Source organism: Psychromonas sp. SP041, assembly GCF_000470315.2.
In the GTDB taxonomy this organism is placed as follows: domain Bacteria; phylum Pseudomonadota; class Gammaproteobacteria; order Enterobacterales; family Psychromonadaceae; genus Psychromonas.
The window spans coordinates 29,375-46,631 of the sequence record NZ_CBRF02000024.1 but is presented as its reverse complement, the minus strand read 5'-3'; the positions used below and the strand labels follow the sequence as shown (position 1 = coordinate 46,631).

Genomic DNA, 17,257 nt, shown 5'->3' with positions numbered 1-17,257 from the left:
ATGGAATCGTGCTTGTGTTGTAGTGATTTGCTATGATGCTTTTATAAGACATTGCTTTACTTGCTAAAATTGAAATTAATACTGAGGTTTTAAAATGCCAGAAGAAACTGTTTTTAGAAAAATAATTGATAAAGAAATCCCATCAGATACACTTTATCAAGATCAATACGTCACTGCTTTTCGTGATATTTCACCACAAGCTCCAGTGCATATTTTAATTATCCCTAATAAACTGATTGCAACCGCGAACGATATTGAAGTTGAAGATGAGTTTTTAATTGGCAAAATGTATACCGTCGCTAAGCAGCTGGCTAAACAAGAAGGGATAGCGGAGTCTGGATACCGTTTAATTATGAATTGTAATAATGATGGTGGCCAAGAGGTTTACCATATTCATTTACATTTATTAGGTGGAAAAAACCTAGGTAAGCTGGTTGTCTAAGTTGATTAGCTAAATTAATTAGTTAAAATAATTACCTAAGTTAATGCACCTCAGCGAATAAGTTAAGTTTAATAGTTTCAGAAAATTTAGAGGAAGGTTAATGCCTTACTTTTATTATTTTTTATAAGTGGAGTTTACGATGAAAATACAATCTAGTTTTTGGCTCGCAGTCGCAGCGACTTTAATGTTGTCAGCTTGTTCTACATCAGTTGAACGTTTAGATGCACAAGAGCAAATTGATTTGAGTGGCGCATGGAATGATACCGATTCACAGCTTGTTGCTCGTGAAATGATTGAAGATTCTTTATCTCGAGCTTGGATCTCAAAATTTGTACAGAGTGAAGGTAAAGATCCGGTTGTGATAGTGGGGCGTGTTAAAAACTTAAGTCATGAACATATTAATACTAATACATTTGTTGCCAATATGGAGCGTGAGTTAATTAACTCAGGTGAAGTTCAATTTGTAGCCAGTGCTGCTAATCGTCAAGAGATTCGAGATGAACGCGCAGACCAAGATTTAAATGCAACAGAAGCAACGCGTAAAGAAGCAGGACAAGAGTATGGTGCAGATTATATAATGCAAGGTCAAATCAACACAATTGTTGATGTTGACGGCACAACACAAGTTCGTTATTACCAAGTTAACTTAGAGTTAATTAGCCTTAAAGATAATCGTAAAGTGTGGGTTGGTGAGAAGAAAATCAAAAAGCTGATTAAAAACAGTAAACTTCGTTTATAAGCATACAGCTAATGTGAAGTGTGTTTAAGCGCACCATCAATAGGCTCTAAAAGGGGCCTATTTTATTTAAAGTGGAATTATTATGCACAAATTGCTTATTGTTCTTTTATTATCATTAACGGGGTGTGTTTCCCAACAAAATAACAATAAACTGGCTAATGAGCTAAGACAAACAACTCCTGAACATATCCTTTCTATCCTACAAGAAAACAAACCTGATACGAGTGACATTGCTCAGTATTACCTTAACCTAGGTTATCTACAATTGTTGTCGGGTGAGTTTACATCTGCCATCGAATCTTTATCTACCGCTAATAATGAAATGCAATTACTGTCTGCTATTTCTATCACAGAAAATATTGCAGCAGGCACTGTCAATGAAACCTTAAGGCGTTATAGCGGCTACCCATTAGATCGTGTCATGGTCCATAATATGTTGGCATTAAGCTACTTATTCAACCAAGATATTGAAGGCGCGCGCATTGAAATGTTGCAAGCAGATGTTGAAATGAAAAAGTTGTCAGAAGGGGAAGAGCTGAGTGGTCAATTAGCAAGTACACATTTGTTATCCGCCATTATTTATGAGCTATTAGATGAACGATCAGACGCATTTATTAGCTATCAATTAACAGAAAATATACTTAATAAACGTCAAATAGTATTACCTGAAGGTCTAAAATTAGGTTTGCTTCGTTCAAGTAAAAAGATGGGAAATGATCAAGAATACGATCGTTATAGCAAATTATACCCTAGCCTTGCAAAGCAAACTCGCTTAGATAAACAAGTCTTTATATTATATTTTAATGGTGTGGTCTCGAATAAAGAGCAACGTAGCATCGTTGTGCCGAGCTTTAATGGTAGACAATTAATTAGGGTATCTGTGCCAGGTTACCCTAATACAAGACCATTACAGCAACAAGCAAGTATCAGTGACGGCTTACATCGAGTCAATAGTGCACTCATTGAGAATATAGATACATTAGCCAAAGAAGATTTAGATAAAGAATACCCTTCTATTTTATTATTGACCACCACTCGGGCTGTTGCAAAATATAAGTTAGTACAAGAAGCCCAGAAAAAAGATCCTTTACTCGGTGCTCTATTAAATTTAGCGACCCTCTTAAGTGAAGTCGCTGATTTACGTAGTTGGAATATGCTACCAGCAACCGTGCAGTTTGGCTATTTAGAAACAAACTTTGACAATATTGCTATTTCAACGAATAACCAAAACGAGAGCCCAGTTAATTTAAACCAAGGCAAACAACACGTTATTTTGGCAACTGGCTTATCTGATAAAATTTTTAATTATCAACAGTAACATTCCGTGTTAATTAATAAGTATTAAAAATTAACCAATAAAAAAGTATTAACGAATCTAAAAATTAAAAAAGCTAAGGAATCAGTATGAAAAAAATAACATTAGCATTGCCTATTTTATTGTCGTTGCTATTACTCAGTGCGTGTGCAGCGCCAACAAATGAAGAAAGAGCTGAAGCAGAGCGACCAGATTGGATTGACCATGCACAGAATAAGTACCCTAGCGAAGTTTATTTAACGGCTGTGGGAGAAGCGTCAAGTCGAACCCGCGCATCGAAGAATGCGATTGCTAACTTAGTTGAAATCTTCTCTGTTAGAGTGAAAGCAGAAACAAAAACACTAACTGAAGCTGTAAAGCAAGAAAGTGTATTAGGCGTGACATTAGAAAGCTCAAGTACTTTGCATAGAAATATTGAAACGGAAAGTGAGCAGGCAATTCAAGGTGTAGAAATAAAAGAAAGTTGGTTAAGCCCTACAGGTGAATATTATGCACTTGCTGTTTTACATCGCATTAGCGCTGCACAAAATTTAACGGAATCAATTATAGGTTTAGACGAGCAAACGGCTGAGTTAATTGATTATAGTATTAATGTTGCACCTAACTCGATTGTCGCAGTTAATGCGTTACGAACGGCTAGAGATATACAAATAACGCGTAAAATGGCGGACTTACAACTTAACTACATGAGTGGTAGCGGTATTCCGATTGATGTTTCAAGCGAGAAAATCGAACAATTAATTAGACAGCAATTGGCATCGTTACAAGTAAGTGTTGATTCAACTTCTTCAGAATCACATGCAGGAACAGTTAAAGCGGGATTATCTCGTTTAGGTGTGACAGTCGTAGAGGCATCGCCATTACAAATCTCTGCAATGATGGATATAACTAAACCTGCTTATATTGATGCTTGGTATTGGTTACGAGGTAGTTACGAGTTGACGATCACTGAAAATGGTCAAGCTATTAGCCGTAAAAGATGGTCTATTAAAGTGTCTGCTAAACAAAAAGAGTTATTAGCCCCTCGATTACAAGATAAAGTAAATAGTCGTATGAATGAATATTTACAACAATTAATTAGCGACTCTCCAACACTTTAATTTGCTGGTATAAGTCACTTAAAATAGGCGTTGCAATGTTATGTTGTTGCGCCTTTTTTATAAGATAACCATTGATATATTCAATTTCAGTCTCCCTACCGTAAAAAATATCCCTATTCATTGATGAATAATTCCCAGCTGTTGCTGTAATGACATTTGAAACAGTCTGTTGTAACTCTGCTAATTCAAAATCAATTCGTTCAGCTTCTGCAATACTAAATACCTCTAATACTAAAGGTTGAATTAAAGCCTCGTATTGCGGTGCTTGTAATTGACCGTTAGTCATTTGATTAATGGCGGTGAGTGGGTTGATAGCAGCATTAATAATTAATTTCAGCCAACATTTATTAAGGATAGATTCACTCCAATAAACATCCGCCATTGCTTTTTGTAAAGGCGCAATATATTCACTTAAATTAATGTTACTAGGATGGTTTTTATTGGCTGTTTGATAAGTGCCAAAGTAACTCGGTCCTAAGCCAGTATGAGTAATATTTAAAGGTTTATTTAATAAACTGGCATTAGCGGTCGTTGCACAAATAATAGGATTACTTGGAAAGTGTTGTTGTACCTCTTCTGCACAGCCGTAACCATTGTGCATCAGTATTATCACTTGATCAGTATTGATATGTTGCTGTTGATCGAGCAAAGCAGTCAGGACTTGTGGTGCCTTAACACAGACTAAAATAGTACTTTGTTGTTCAGCGATACTGGTTGTTAATAATTGATGGCTATGCGAAATAATAAATTGATGTTGCTGGCCTTGTAAGTCAGTAAAATCTAATGGTTGTTGAGGCTGTTTAGCACTCCCGCGAGAAACAATATGACATGGATATCCAGACTGATGTAGTTTTGCCAACCATAGACATCCAATTGCACCTGCGCCAATAATCTGAATCATATATTCCTCTGCACATTTGTTAACTGACTTATTCACTTGTTCGCTCATTTATTAGACCGTTTAGTGGGCTGTTTATGTATCGCGATTAACAAGTCTCTTCATTATGCTAATTTGTATTATAAGATACAAGCAACAAAGTAAGGCTTATGGATAGATGATTGAAGGGTTTTCTGGTAAATTCATCAATAATTATTTTAAACTGTTTATTAAGGAATAAAAATGCCTTCATTTGATATTGTTTCGGAAATTGATTTAGTAGAAGTTAAAAATGCGGTTGATAATACTAGCCGTGAATTGGGGACTCGTTATGACTTTCGTGGTGTAAAAGCATCTATCGCCCTTAACAAAGAAGTGGTGAAAATAGAAGCTGAAGCTGATATGCAAATTAATGCTTTACGTGACATGTTACGCGCAAACCTATCTAAACGTGGTGTTGATACACGTGCAATGGATGCAGAAAAATGCGATGCTTCAGGTAAGTTTTGGTCTCAAAATATTAAATTTAAAGTTGGTGTTGATCAACCAACAGCGAAAAAACTAGTAAAACAGATCAAAGATAGCAAAATTAAAGTGCAAGTTGCTATTCAAGGTGATCAACTACGTGTAACGGGTAAAAAACGTGACGACTTGCAACAAGCGATGCGTTTAGTGAAAGAATGTGATTTAGGAATGGGTTTTCAGTTTAATAACTTTAAAGACTAAAGCTAATTTTTTTGTTGATTGAGATGATTTTTTAATTCGCTTCCTGTCATTCTCATCATACTAATGTGTAGTGTAATGCTACACATTCATTTAGATACTAATCTGTCATGCCACTTTTTATTTTAACGATTGTGTTGAGTGACTGTGCTTTTTATTCAACTCATTATTTACTTCTTTATTTATCTCGCACTAAGGTTGCAAATATACTGATCATAAATAGTCGTTAATTGTGTCTTAATTAACTCTTTCCCTAATATAGGATGAGCTGTTATTGTTTGCTCAATAAGTTCGATCTTTAACTGCTTTAAAAAATCATCTGCCAACGGAAAATAACTAATATGCCAAGGTTCTTGTGCTACTCCACCTTGATCATGTTGGTAAGGACGATAAAAACCAAACTGTTGGATATTATTACCTAACCATTCTGTTAATTCTGAAAAATAACCACCATTTAAGTATTCACTTTTTTGTAATTGTAACGATTGGTTCAGTGGCAGTAATGTCGGATCATAAACATCAATATCCGTTCCCCAATGATGTCGACTTGCAGAGGGGAGGGCGGACCAGTGTAATAATTTATAAAGCTTATCAGTTTCGCTTATATTTTGAATATCGACAGGTTTCTCGTTTTTATCCAAAATAGCCGTGACGCCAGAATACTTATTATTCCAAATGTACATTTGACGCTCAAAGCTGCGAAATGCACTTGCAATATGCAGTGTGAAGCCTTGTTGTTTAGCGGCATGTTGAAGCGCAGTAAAATCAGCAATAACTTGTTTATGTAACAATCGATTTGGTGCAAACTCAACAAGATGAGTTTGCACTTGACCGGTTAATTGCATCGGCGTCATGGCAATCGAGGTCATGCAAGTAGATTCTTAAGGGTTAATTTAAAGATATCTACTAGTTCGTCTAATTGCGCGATATTAGTCGATTCATTCACTTTATGTATCGTGGCATTGATTGGTCCTAATTCAACGACCTGAGCACCTGTAGGCGCAATAAAACGTGCATCAGAAGTGCCACCACTTGTTGACAGTTCTGTTGTGATACCATTAGTCGATAAAATTGCTTGTGCTACTGCATCGGTTAACGAGCCTGGTTCGGTGATAAAAGGTTGACCGTTATAAGTCCACTTAATATCGTATTCAAATTCTGCTTTATTAAGAATGCTTTCAACTTTTTCAGTTAAAATGTCAGCCGTTAATTCCGTAGAGTAACGAAAGTTACATTGTACGATAGCATCACCAGGAACAACATTACTTGCACCAGTACCAGAATTGAAATTAGTAATTTGAAAGCTCGTTGCTGGGAAGTATTCATTTCCTTTATCCCATTCAGTTTGAAATAGTTCGGTCAATACTGGTGTCGCAAGATGAATAGGGTTGTTGACTAGATGAGGGTAAGCAACATGGCCTTGTGTGCCTTTAAAAATAATATCAGCAGTTAATGAGCCACGACGACCATTTTTAATGATATCACCAACATGGTTAGTGCTTGATGGTTCACCGACAATACAATAGTCAATTTTTTCATTTCTAGCTTCTAAAACATCAATAACACGTGTTGTACCATTAATAAATGGGCCTTCTTCATCACTTGTGATCAATAATGCAATAGAGCCTTTGTGATCTTTATGCTCTTCAATAAAGGCTTCCAAACCAATGATGAAAGCTGCAATGCCACTTTTCATATCGGCAGCACCACGACCATATAACATACCGTCAATGATAGTCGGTTCAAAAGGAGGCGTATCCCATTTGCTTTCTGGTCCTGTTGGTACAACATCTGTATGCCCTGCAAAACAGAATAAAGGAGCTTCAGTACCTTTTCTCGCCCATAGATTTAAAGTGTCTTCAAATTCCATGGTTTCACATACAAAACCTAGCTTTTCTAAACGAGCAATAAGTAAGTCTTGGCAACCGGCATCTTCAGGTGTTACCGAACGTCGGCTGATTAAGTCTTCTAATAATGTTACAACAGGCGAGTGAGTCATTGTACTTCCTTATACTGCAAAAAATTGTTGATAGTTTTTAATATTAAATCCGACGATAGCATTACCTTGATGAATAACAACAGGGCGTTTAATTAAAGTAGGGAATTCGATAAATAACGGACAAACAGCCGTTTCATTAAGTGTTTCTTTTTGTTGTTCAGTGAGCGCTCGGTAACTTGTACTGCGTTTATTGAGCAGTTGATCCCAACTTGATGTGACGAACAACTGTGCCAGTAATTCGTTATCTAAACCATTTTTACGGTAGTCATGGAAAGTAAATGGAATATTATTGTCGTTAAGCCATTTTTGGGCTTTTTTTATCGTATCGCAATTAGGGATACCGTACATGATAGTTGTCATAATAAGTGCTTACAAATTGAAATAGAAAGAATAATTAATTGTAGCAAAAAAAGGGACAAGAAGAAAAATTTAAGCGAGGTCTCTAAGCTTGGTCTTTATAAAGTAAAAGAGTCGCATAAGCGACTCTTCAATAACAATACAAGGTATTATTATTTAACGATTTTAAGAACAATATCAGTAGCAACTTCAACAGTGCCTGACATTTTTTGTAGTTCTTTAATTTCGTCCATATTTGAGATAACAACAGGTGTTAAAATTGATTTTGCTTTTTCAGTTAAAAATGCAAGATCAAATTCAATGATAGTATCACCAGCTTTAACTTTTTGTCCTTCTTGAGCAATACGAGTGAAACCTTCACCTTTTAACTCAACAGTATCAATACCAAAATGTACAAATAACTCAATACCAGAATCAGATTCTATTGAAAAGGCATGGTTTGTTTCAAATATTTTGCCTATTTCACCATCACAAGGAGCAACCATTTTGTTGCCTGTTGGACGAATGGCAATACCATCTCCAACAATTTTTTCTGCAAAAACCACATCTGGCACATCTTCAATTGCAATAATTTCACCAGAAAGAGGTGCAATAATATCAATGGTATTTGCTGTTGGTGTACTGCCTGTAACTGCTTTTTTTAGTGAATCAAAAAAACCCATATTAGTAAACTCCAAGTTTTTAATAGAATAAAATACAAAGGTAATATTAGGTTGCTATATTACCTTTGTATCAATTAGTTAACTAATACCTTTAGCATGATTGAAGTCGTTAACTAACGCTTCGATTTCTGCAGCTGTTGCTACAGAAAGTGCTTTGTCTGCTAATTCTTTCGCATCTGCAAAAGTGGTACTACGAATTATTTTCTTAACAGTTGGAATCGAGATTGCACTCATAGAGAACTCATCTAATCCCATGCCTAATAATAGTAATGTAGCATGTTCATCACCTGCTAATTCACCACACATACCAGTCCATTTACCTGCTGCATGAGAAGCATCAATCACTGATTTAATGATCGTTAATACAGACGGTGTTAATGGGTTATATAGGTCTGAAATTAATTCATTGCCACGGTCAACAGCAAGTGTGTACTGTGTTAAATCATTAGTACCAATACTAAAGAATTCTACTTCTTTAATTAAATGGTGTGCAATTGCAGCCGCTGCTGGTGTTTCAATCATAACACCAATTTCAATTTCTTTGTCGAAAGCAATATTTTCTTCAGTCAAATCTGCTTTTAATGTTTCTAAAATGTCTTTCAGCTTACGAATTTCTTCAACTGAAATGATCATTGGGAACATAATGCGAATTTTACCAAATGCTGAAGCGCGTAATAGTGCTCGCAATTGAGGATTCATTATTTCAGGACGGTCGAAACAAATACGGATCGCGCGCCATCCTAAAAATGGATTTAATTCTGTAGGCAAGTTTAAGTACGGTAGATCTTTATCTCCACCAATATCCATCGTACGGATAATACAAGATTTACCTTCCATCGCTTCAACTACATCTTTATAAGCAAGGAATTGCTCATCTTCTGTAGGCAATTGGTCTCTATCCATAAACAGGAACTCTGTGCGGTATAAACCAACACATTCAGCACCGTTACGTTTAGCGCCATCAGTATCTTTAACTGAGCCGACGTTTGAACCTATTTCAACTTGATGACCATCTAGCGTTGTTGCAGGAAGGTCTTTTAACTTAGCAAGTTCAGCTTTTTCATTTAAAAAGTCATCTCGAACTGATTTTGCTTCAGCTAATTGAATTTTAGTTGGATTAATAATTATCTTGTTATTGATTGCATCAAGAATAACCATATCACCATTTTTAACACATTTAGTAATATCATTAGTACCAACAATCGCTGGAATTTCTAATGAACGTGCCATTATTGATGTGTGAGAAGTACGACCACCAATATCAGTAATAAAGCCTAATACTTTATCAAGGTTAATTTGTGCTGTTTCAGAGGGTGTTAAGTCATTTGCAATTAAAATAACTTCTTCTGAGATGTCGCTTAAATTAACAAGTTCGATACCCAATACGTTTTTTAATAAACGGTTGCCGATATCACGGAAATCAGCAGCACGCTCACGTAAATAAGGGTCATCTAATTCTTGCAACATTTGTGCATTTTCTTCTACAACCGCATTGATAGCGAAGTCTGCAGTACACTTGTTGGCTTTCATATAGGTGATGATATCTTCTTCAAGCTCTTCATCTTCAAGCAGCATTATATGCCCTTCGAAGATAGCTTCTTTCTCTTCACCAAATGTCTCAAGAGCTTTTTGCTTGACTATTTCAAGTTGAGCTGAAGTTTTTGCTCTGCCATCAACAAATCGAGTTATTTCATGTTCAATATTGCTCACTTTCTCAGTATTGAGAGAAATTTCGTCTTCTTGTAATAACAACGCTTTTGCAAACGTAATACCAGGGGATGCCAGTATGCCAGATATCATAACCTATCCTTAAACTACTAAATTTAATCTAATAAAAGATATTTGAATTAAACTAATGTTGCCATTAACTCAACTAGCGTATCAACAGCTTTTTGCTCATCAGCGCCTTCGGCTTTGATGTTTACTGAAGTGCCTTGAGTTAAACCTAAAGTTTGTAGTTTGAAAAGACTTTTAGCGCTTGCAGATTTAGTGCCAACTTCAACTGAGATGTCAGATGCAAATGATTTTGCTTCTTTTACGAATTGAGCTGCAGGACGAGTATGAAGGCCGTTTGGAGCTGTGATAGTTACTGTTTTTTGATACATGGTAACACCTTAAATAAAATTGAATTTTTAATGATAGCGATTTTAATTGATATAGATAAAAATTGCTATTGAGTGACATTGGAATTGTCAAAACCAACAATAATAAACACTAAAAATGAGAGGTAGAAATAACATCTAAATGATAATGCTTATTAACTAAAACATTATGCTTCAACTCAAGTAAATCCGTGTTTAACGTGCCTTTTTTGAAAAGCCCAAAATCATATTTAATGATCCTAAATAAGGAGAGGTAGGTCAACGATTTTCTCCTCTTTGAAGGCTAAAACTACGTATTATTGTTGTTTTTGTGCGTTTTTTGACCTTAGCTTAATTTCGACTTTCATTTTATATAAAAAAAGGTACTAAAAAGTACCTTTCTTAAGCCGTTTTTTAGACGTTATGCGAAGTTTTCACCTTCAAAAACACCAGCAAAAAGCGCGGTTGATAAATAACGCTCACCAGAACTTGGCAAGATTACAACAATATTTTTATCTTTGAATTCAGGTTCTGCTGCTAAACGCGCTGCTGCTACAACTGCTGCACCTGAAGAAATACCCGCTAAAATACCTTCTTCTTCCATTAAACGACGAGCCATATTAATTGAATCTTCGTTACTAACTTGCTCAGCTCGATCAATTAATGACATATCTAAGTTTTTAGGAATGAAACCAGCACCGATACCTTGGATTTTATGTGGGCCAGGTTTAATGTCTTCGCCTGCTAATGTTTGTGAAATAACAGGTGAATCTGTTGGTTCAACAGCAACACTGATAATTTTCTTACCTTGAATTTCTTTAATGTAACGACTTACACCAGAAATTGTACCACCAGTACCAACACCAGCTACAAAAACATCGATTTCACCGTCAGTATCATTCCAGATTTCAGGGCCTGTTGTTTCAACATGGATTTGCGGGTTTGCAGGGTTTTCGAATTGACGTAATACTAGGTATTTACCAGTTGTAGAAGCACCAAGTTCTTCTGCTTTGTTGATAGCGCCTTTCATGCCTAATGCACCATCTGTTAGTACTAAGTTAGCACCTAATGCTTTCAATAATTTACGACGCTCAACACTCATTGTATTTGGCATTGTTAATGTGATTTTATATCCACGAGCAGCGGCTACAAATGCAAGTGCAATACCTGTATTGCCACTTGTTGCTTCAACTAATTCAACATCTTTTGTTAAAGTGCCATCTTTTTCTGCTGCTGTAATCATGTTAGCACCAATACGACATTTCACACTGAAGCTTGGATTACGACTTTCAATTTTTGCAAATACATTACCCGTCGTTACATTGTTTAAACGTACTAATGGTGTATTGCCAATTGCTTGTGAATTATCGCTAAAAATCTTACTCATAATATTGTTCCTATCAGTTGGGTGTTTGAATTGTTAATGGATAGTAGCATATCCAATGTGTGTAAATGGGGAAGTGAAATTTTGTTATACCATATAGGTTTTTGAGCTATGTATAGTTTGCAGTGTAGTGAGCCTTTAAAATTGAGACTCAAATCCAATTAATGCCTGGCTATTACCATATCCGGGTAAACTTTCATTAGAAAATAGCACTTTAACTTTACTAAATGGGGATGTTTTAAAGCTAAAGCCTGCACCTAATGCAATTGTACTGTTATAAATATCTAACACATCAGAATTTTCGTTGTATTGATAAAGAACATTATTTTTAGTCATTTCACTTTGAACACTGTATTCGGAGTCAGTTAGTTTACCAAAGACTTCAAACTGAAAATATTCACTATTAGTGGCAATAAAAGGAATTGAAATGATTTCATATTGATTACTTTTCACAAATGTACTGTCTTTAATAGACGTATTGAAAGTAACCGTTCGATAAAAACGACTAAAAGCAGAATTAAGATAATCATAAGTTGCTTCTGGGATTTGGTATACAGTCAAAAAAGGATAATCCAGAAAATCGATGCCCGTCAGACTATTTTGGTAATCAATTTGTAATTGATTTTTAGGTGAATCTTTAGCAAAGCTTGAAGTCATTAACGAGCTTAGTAATATAAAAAAAAATAATCGCAATACAAGTAAACTCCTCATCAGACATTCATGCTCTATTAATAATTAAATAATCGATTAATAATAAAGCATTTATGATGTCTCTTATGTATTCCCTGTCAAAAACTCTAAGTAATGTCCCAGTTTTTGCAATACTTCGATCTTTTCTGGGCTATGTTGATGCTCAATCACTAGCATTTCTAAGCGTGCAACATAATTATCTACATGTTCAATAAGATAAGCTTCTCTGTGTCTACCCCATTTTTGTTGCTCTTCAAGTGATAACATTTGCGGATAATTTCTTGCTTTGTATCGCCACCATAAATTATCAAAATTAGGATCATCAAAAGTAACTTGGTAATTAGCAATTTGTTGTGGCGACAAACTGGTGATCGCTTTTGCTTGATTTTTGTCGTTAGCAGTAGGGAAACCGCCAGAATACAATTTTTGTTCTGGTTGTTGTTCCTTGCTGCTTTTGGATTCAGTGTCAAACACTGCAATCAGTTTCTCAACCAAATGTTTATTTTCTGAGAACGTATCCATTGATTGACGGCATTGTTTTGCATCAACCCCTAATTCTTTTGCTCTCTCTGCACTTAATGTTTTTGCACTTGCTACGATAGGGCATTTATTAATATGGATTAATTTAATAGGGGGTCTATTAATACCCTCTGGTAAATTATCCGTAGCGGTATATAAGTAAGATTGGATATCTTCAACACTCAACGATAAAAGTTGTGAAATATCTTTATTTAAATCAAGCACTATCACTGCATTATTGTTACTTGGGTGTTGTGCGATAGGTAAAATATAAGAACAACAGCCTTGCATCGCAGAAAACATACCAGAGATATGAACTAAAGGTTTAAATGTACCAAGCTTCAGTTCGTTTAATACTTTATTTTTTTGTCTCAAACTATAACAATAGTCATATAGCTTTGGATGTGCTGTCTTAATTAGTTTTGCCATGGCGATAGTGGCATAAACATCCGACATCGCATCATGTGCTTGCTGATGAACAATGTCATTAGCTTTAGTTAATAACTCAAGTTTAAAACTTGGCGCATCATTTTCATCAAATACCCATTCAATACCTTCTGGTCTGAGTGCATAGCAAGCGCGAACCATGTCAATAATGTCCCAGCGAGAGCAGCCATTTTGCCATTCTCTTTGATAAGGGTCATGAAAATTACGATACAAAGTAAAGCGTGTGACTTCATCATCAAAGCGAATATTGTTATACCCAACAACGCACGTGTTTTGCTGTTGGAATTGCTGCAATATATTAAATATAAATTGGTTTTCAAATTCACCATGTTGCAACGCATATTGTGGTGTTATTCCCGTTACTAAACACGCTTCAGGAGCAGGTAAATAATCGTTGGGTGGTCTGCAGTACCATTGATAAGGCTCAGAAATGATATTTAAATCAAGATCAGTACGAATGCCTGCAAACTGAGAAGGGCGATCCGTTCCTGGGTTTAACCCGAAGGTTTCATAATCGTGCCAAAGAAGGCTTGGGGATTCTTGATTCATATTTTTGTACCTATTGCTTGAGTCGTTATATTGTGGCTAATTTGATCATAAAAAGCGAATCAATTGGTATAAATGCCTTTGAAATTAAGCAGATTTTACCAAGTTAGCTTCTTAAACCCTTTAAATATTGTTTACGTCTTCTTTTGACGTTGGTTATTTGGCGTTTGAAGTGGTAGTTACAAGATTGTGAAATTAAAGTTATTATTTTTGATGGGTTGTAACAGCGGTTGTTTCATTTTTTAACTTATAAGAAAGGGAAGGCCAATGTTGCGGCTTTAAATTTAAATAGCTTACCTTTCAGCAGGTTTGAAGGGTTTTAAGTCATAAAGGGCTGTTAAATTAAACCACTTATTTTAAATGTTTTTCTATAAACAATAGTGGAATGATCTTTTTTGTTTTATTGGGAAACATTAATTCATTTTTCTAATAGATAATAACAACTTTACGTTTGTTTAGGTTTTCTAGCACTGCATCATTTTAATTTAGTTAAATTTCGTGTGTTAACTTGGTTCGATTTCGTTGTTTTATCTACCATGCCATCTCATTAAACTTATTTAGAAATAAGGGTTAGTAGATCTAGCACTTTATTTCGTGTGTTAACTTAGTTCGATTTCGTTGTTCTATCTGCCACGCCATTTAATGTATTTAATTTAATGTATTTTATTGCAGGCATAAAAAAGCCTGCACAAGGCAGGCTTCAAATATTCTATTTAATTAAACTTATTTAGAAATAAGTGCAACTAGGTCTAGAACTTTATTTCGGGAGTTAACTTAGTTCGATTTCGTTGTTCTTCTACCATTTAATGTATTTTATTGCAGGCATAAAAAAGCCTGCACAAGGCAGGCTTCAAATATTCTATTTAATTAAACTTATTTAGAAATAAGTGCAACTAGGTCTAGCACTTTATTTCGTGTGTTAACTTAGTTCGATTTCGTTGTTCTTCTGCTATGCCATTTAATGTATTTAATTTAATGTATTTTATTACAGGCACAAAAAAGCCCGCGTATAGCAGGCTTTATAAATTCTATTTAATTAAACTTATTTAGAAATAAGTGCAACTAGGTCTAGAACTTTATTAGAGTAACCGATTTCGTTGTCGTACCAAGATACAACTTTAACGAATTTGTCAGTTAGTGACAAACCAGCTTTTGAATCGAATACAGAAGTTTGAGTTTCACCGATGAAATCTTGTGATACTACGTCATCTTCAGTGTAACCAAGAACGCCAGCCATTTCATTTTCAGAAGCGCGTTTCATTTCTGCACAAATTTCTTCGTATGTAGCAGCAGTTTTAAGGTTAACTGTTAAGTCAACAACTGAAACATCAGCAGTTGGTACACGGAAAGCCATACCAGTTAGTAGACCGTTAAGTGCAGGAATAACTTTACCTACTGCTTTAGCAGCACCAGTTGAAGATGGGATGATGTTTTGAGAAGCACCACGACCACCGCGCCAATCTTTAACAGATGGACCGTCAACAGTTTTTTGTGTAGCTGTAGTTGCATGAACAGTCGTCATTAGACCAGACTCAATGCCCCATTTATCGTTAAGTACTTTAGCGATAGGTGCTAGACAGTTAGTAGTACAAGAAGCGTTAGAAACGATATCTTGACCAGCGTATTCAGAGAAGTTAACGCCGTTTACGAACATTGGAACGTCACCAGAAGGACCAGTTAAAACAACTTTTTTAGCGCCAGCAGTGATGTGCTTACGAGCTGTTTCGTCAGTAAGGAAGAAACCAGTTGCTTCAGCTACTACGTCTACGCCTACTGCATCCCATTTAAGGTCAGCTGGATCACGTTCAGCAGTTACACGTACAGTTTTGCCGTTTACGATTAGGTTACCGTCTTTAACTTCAACAGTACCGTTGAAACGACCGTGCGTTGAGTCATATTTAAGCATGTAAGCCATGTATTCAACGTCGATTAAGTCATTGATTGCAACAACTTCGAAATCAGCACGTTCACATGCTGCACGGAATACGAAACGGCCGATGCGACCGAAGCCGTTAATACCTACTTTAATTGTCATTTTATTGTTCCTTATGGAGGTTTGATTTTTTAAACTTGTCATCATTATAGACGCCAAATGCGCCTAAGACTTGATGTTAGTCAAGTTATAAGCTCACAAAAAACTTTCTTAATTATTTTCTAAAAAAAGATAATGTTTTTTTGAACTAATATCACAGTAATTAAATTACTAAGGCATATTAAGGGCTATTCTTGATAAAATAAAGAAAAACCATCATTAAACTGCTATTTCTCGTTCTATTTTAGCTTTTTACTTAAGTCAATAGCTAACTGTAACTAGTTCCATAACCTTATTTCATAAAATAGATTTTTTTTGTTCGTTTTTTGTGAGTTTTTTTATATTTATGAAAGTTATTGTTTATTTTATAACTGTTTTTAGTGTGTGTGATTGTCCCGCTTTAATCAATACACCTTGTTTTGAGGTAATTGCAGACTCTATACATAGCATTGTTTTATAACCATCATCTGGCATATCAACGAATTTTTTTGCTATTTCTACCCATGGATTCCAGACCACAACAGAATCATTTCCCTCATTATTAATCGTTATTGTTCGTTGGTTACTTTTGTCATTAACTCTAATTTGTTGTTCACCTGCATCATAAATAGAATCAACCGACTCACTAATATTTAAAATCTGATCGCTACTTTTACGTTTACCGTTATCCAGAGAATCTTTATAACTAGGAGCAAGCCCTTCAACTGAACAATGACCGCTGTCAGCTACATGTAAATAAGTATGGAGTGCACCACCATAACTGAAATCTTCATTACTTGTATTATTAGTTATCAAGCTTAATTCAATTTGATCTGATAAAGAGGCGTTAAGTGTTAATGAAAAGTCGTGATCCCAAATCGCTTTGGTTTCAGCGTTAGCAGTCAGTGAGAATTCAATATCAACACCAACTCCTGTTTCATTAATGTTAGCTAATGTCCATTGGCTAATACGAGCCAATCCATGCGAAGGTAAATTTTTACTTTTACTTTCTTCTGTATTACCAAACCATGGCCAACAAATAGGGACGCCACCTCTGATTGCTTTACTATGATTGTAAGGTGTCGATTTACTGAGATAAATCAGAGGTGCTTGCTGTTTTGTTTGGAAATGAACTAAATGAGCGCCATGAAGTGAAAAAGCAGCATCGAAGTTTTTATGATTAATAACCACAAATTCAAAACCATTATCATCTACTTGCATGCAAATGCTTGGGCTTAATGTTTTTGTCGTTTTAAGTCGCAAATGTGAAATCATTTTTATTCCCTATGTCATGAATTGTATTTACTGCTGTTATCTTATTCCACATATTCTACTATATTGTTGATTAAAAATAATAAAACCTAT

The 17,257-nt window shown here is 35.4% G+C and carries 17 protein-coding genes; 5 read left to right on the top strand and 12 right to left on the bottom strand.

All coding sequences use genetic code 11. The features are described from left to right. Positions 1-94 precede the first annotated feature (94 nt). The 4 genes from SP041_RS13660 to SP041_RS13645 all read left to right on the top strand — a co-directional run bounded on the left by SP041_RS13660 (position 95) and on the right by SP041_RS13645 (position 3,596). Positions 95-442, top strand: a complete 348-nt coding sequence (locus tag SP041_RS13660) for an HIT domain-containing protein (RefSeq protein WP_025564213.1) — start codon at positions 95-97, stop codon at positions 440-442. A gap of 139 nt (positions 443-581) precedes the next feature. After that, positions 582-1,181: a penicillin-binding protein activator LpoB gene (locus SP041_RS13655; protein WP_025564215.1), complete on the top strand. Its 600-nt coding sequence runs from the start codon at positions 582-584 to the stop codon at positions 1,179-1,181. A gap of 82 nt (positions 1,182-1,263) precedes the next feature. Then, positions 1,264-2,499 (top strand): hypothetical protein, encoded by a 1,236-nt coding sequence (locus tag SP041_RS13650; RefSeq protein ID WP_025564217.1) that lies wholly within the window; start codon positions 1,264-1,266, stop codon positions 2,497-2,499. Between the two features lie 86 nt (positions 2,500-2,585). Next, positions 2,586-3,596 (top strand): LPP20 family lipoprotein, encoded by a 1,011-nt coding sequence (locus tag SP041_RS13645; RefSeq protein ID WP_025564219.1) that lies wholly within the window; start codon positions 2,586-2,588, stop codon positions 3,594-3,596. Here SP041_RS13645 and SP041_RS13640 read toward each other — a convergent pair. Further along, positions 3,574-4,545: a 2-dehydropantoate 2-reductase gene (locus SP041_RS13640; RefSeq protein WP_240791473.1), complete on the bottom strand. Its 972-nt coding sequence runs from the start codon at positions 4,543-4,545 to the stop codon at positions 3,574-3,576. The genes SP041_RS13645 and SP041_RS13640 overlap by 23 nt on opposite strands. Before the next feature lie 171 nt (positions 4,546-4,716). On the opposite strand from SP041_RS13640, the gene SP041_RS13635 reads away from it, so the two are divergent. Continuing rightward, positions 4,717-5,199, top strand: coding sequence for a YajQ family cyclic di-GMP-binding protein (locus tag SP041_RS13635; protein WP_025564223.1), 483 nt, complete (start codon positions 4,717-4,719; stop codon positions 5,197-5,199). A gap of 179 nt (positions 5,200-5,378) precedes the next feature. Here the strand turns inward: SP041_RS13635 and SP041_RS13630 are convergent, their stop codons facing one another. The 11 genes from SP041_RS13630 to SP041_RS13580 form a co-directional block, all read right to left on the bottom strand. Next, a complete protein-coding gene (locus tag SP041_RS13630; RefSeq protein ID WP_240791472.1) occupies positions 5,379-6,065 on the bottom strand; it encodes a M15 family metallopeptidase in 687 nt (228 codons plus the stop codon). Beyond that, the gene (gene dapE, locus SP041_RS13625; protein WP_025564226.1) at positions 6,062-7,195 is read right to left on the bottom strand and encodes a succinyl-diaminopimelate desuccinylase; all 1,134 of its coding nucleotides are present in this window, start codon (positions 7,193-7,195) and stop codon (positions 6,062-6,064) included. Before dapE ends, SP041_RS13630 begins: the two co-directional genes overlap by 4 nt. 9 nt (positions 7,196-7,204) lie before the next feature. Continuing rightward, a complete protein-coding gene (locus SP041_RS13620; RefSeq protein WP_025564228.1) occupies positions 7,205-7,555 on the bottom strand; it encodes an ArsC family reductase in 351 nt (116 codons plus the stop codon). Positions 7,556-7,704: 149 nt separating this feature from the next. After that, on the bottom strand, positions 7,705-8,214 hold the full coding sequence (gene crr, locus SP041_RS13615; protein WP_025564230.1) for a PTS glucose transporter subunit IIA: 510 nt from the start codon (positions 8,212-8,214) through the stop codon (positions 7,705-7,707). Positions 8,215-8,292: 78 nt separating this feature from the next. Beyond that, complete coding sequence (gene ptsI / locus SP041_RS13610) at positions 8,293-10,014, bottom strand: phosphoenolpyruvate-protein phosphotransferase PtsI (protein WP_025564232.1); 1,722 nt, start codon at positions 10,012-10,014, stop codon at positions 8,293-8,295. Positions 10,015-10,061: 47 nt separating this feature from the next. Beyond that, positions 10,062-10,319 carry an HPr family phosphocarrier protein gene (locus SP041_RS13605; RefSeq protein ID WP_025564234.1) on the bottom strand — a complete coding sequence of 86 codons (258 nt, stop codon included), beginning with the start codon at positions 10,317-10,319 and terminating at the stop codon, positions 10,062-10,064. Positions 10,320-10,716: 397 nt separating this feature from the next. Further along, positions 10,717-11,682, bottom strand: coding sequence for a cysteine synthase A (gene cysK, locus SP041_RS13600; protein ID WP_025564236.1), 966 nt, complete (start codon positions 11,680-11,682; stop codon positions 10,717-10,719). Between the two features lie 135 nt (positions 11,683-11,817). After that, a complete protein-coding gene (locus tag SP041_RS13595) occupies positions 11,818-12,372 on the bottom strand; it encodes a hypothetical protein (protein ID WP_137297884.1) in 555 nt (184 codons plus the stop codon). A gap of 81 nt (positions 12,373-12,453) precedes the next feature. Then, positions 12,454-13,884, bottom strand: coding sequence for an exodeoxyribonuclease I (gene sbcB / locus SP041_RS13590; RefSeq protein ID WP_025564239.1), 1,431 nt, complete (start codon positions 13,882-13,884; stop codon positions 12,454-12,456). 1,039 nt (positions 13,885-14,923) lie between these two features. Next, positions 14,924-15,916 carry a type I glyceraldehyde-3-phosphate dehydrogenase gene (gene gap, locus SP041_RS13585; protein ID WP_025563609.1) on the bottom strand — a complete coding sequence of 331 codons (993 nt, stop codon included), beginning with the start codon at positions 15,914-15,916 and terminating at the stop codon, positions 14,924-14,926. 357 nt (positions 15,917-16,273) lie between these two features. Continuing rightward, positions 16,274-17,167 (bottom strand): D-hexose-6-phosphate mutarotase, encoded by an 894-nt coding sequence (locus SP041_RS13580; protein WP_025563610.1) that lies wholly within the window; start codon positions 17,165-17,167, stop codon positions 16,274-16,276. Positions 17,168-17,257 lie beyond the last annotated feature (90 nt).

What these genes read in the sequence shown, in the direction of transcription:
- SP041_RS13660 (WP_025564213.1), top strand. Translation starts at nt 95, where the DNA reads ATGCCAGAAGAAACTGTTTTTAGAAAAATAATTGATAAAGAAATCCCA.
- SP041_RS13655 (WP_025564215.1), top strand. Translation starts at nt 582, where the DNA reads ATGAAAATACAATCTAGTTTTTGGCTCGCAGTCGCAGCGACTTTAATG.
- SP041_RS13650 (WP_025564217.1), top strand. Translation starts at nt 1,264, where the DNA reads ATGCACAAATTGCTTATTGTTCTTTTATTATCATTAACGGGGTGTGTT.
- SP041_RS13645 (WP_025564219.1), top strand. Translation starts at nt 2,586, where the DNA reads ATGAAAAAAATAACATTAGCATTGCCTATTTTATTGTCGTTGCTATTA.
- SP041_RS13640 (WP_240791473.1), bottom strand. Translation starts at nt 4,545, where the DNA reads ATGAGCGAACAAGTGAATAAGTCAGTTAACAAATGTGCAGAGGAATAT.
- SP041_RS13635 (WP_025564223.1), top strand. Translation starts at nt 4,717, where the DNA reads ATGCCTTCATTTGATATTGTTTCGGAAATTGATTTAGTAGAAGTTAAA.
- SP041_RS13630 (WP_240791472.1), bottom strand. Translation starts at nt 6,065, where the DNA reads ATGACCTCGATTGCCATGACGCCGATGCAATTAACCGGTCAAGTGCAA.
- dapE (WP_025564226.1), bottom strand. Translation starts at nt 7,195, where the DNA reads ATGACTCACTCGCCTGTTGTAACATTATTAGAAGACTTAATCAGCCGA.
- SP041_RS13620 (WP_025564228.1), bottom strand. Translation starts at nt 7,555, where the DNA reads ATGACAACTATCATGTACGGTATCCCTAATTGCGATACGATAAAAAAA.
- crr (WP_025564230.1), bottom strand. Translation starts at nt 8,214, where the DNA reads ATGGGTTTTTTTGATTCACTAAAAAAAGCAGTTACAGGCAGTACACCA.
- ptsI (WP_025564232.1), bottom strand. Translation starts at nt 10,014, where the DNA reads ATGATATCTGGCATACTGGCATCCCCTGGTATTACGTTTGCAAAAGCG.
- SP041_RS13605 (WP_025564234.1), bottom strand. Translation starts at nt 10,319, where the DNA reads ATGTATCAAAAAACAGTAACTATCACAGCTCCAAACGGCCTTCATACT.
- cysK (WP_025564236.1), bottom strand. Translation starts at nt 11,682, where the DNA reads ATGAGTAAGATTTTTAGCGATAATTCACAAGCAATTGGCAATACACCA.
- sbcB (WP_025564239.1), bottom strand. Translation starts at nt 13,884, where the DNA reads ATGAATCAAGAATCCCCAAGCCTTCTTTGGCACGATTATGAAACCTTC.
- gap (WP_025563609.1), bottom strand. Translation starts at nt 15,916, where the DNA reads ATGACAATTAAAGTAGGTATTAACGGCTTCGGTCGCATCGGCCGTTTC.
- SP041_RS13580 (WP_025563610.1), bottom strand. Translation starts at nt 17,167, where the DNA reads ATGATTTCACATTTGCGACTTAAAACGACAAAAACATTAAGCCCAAGC.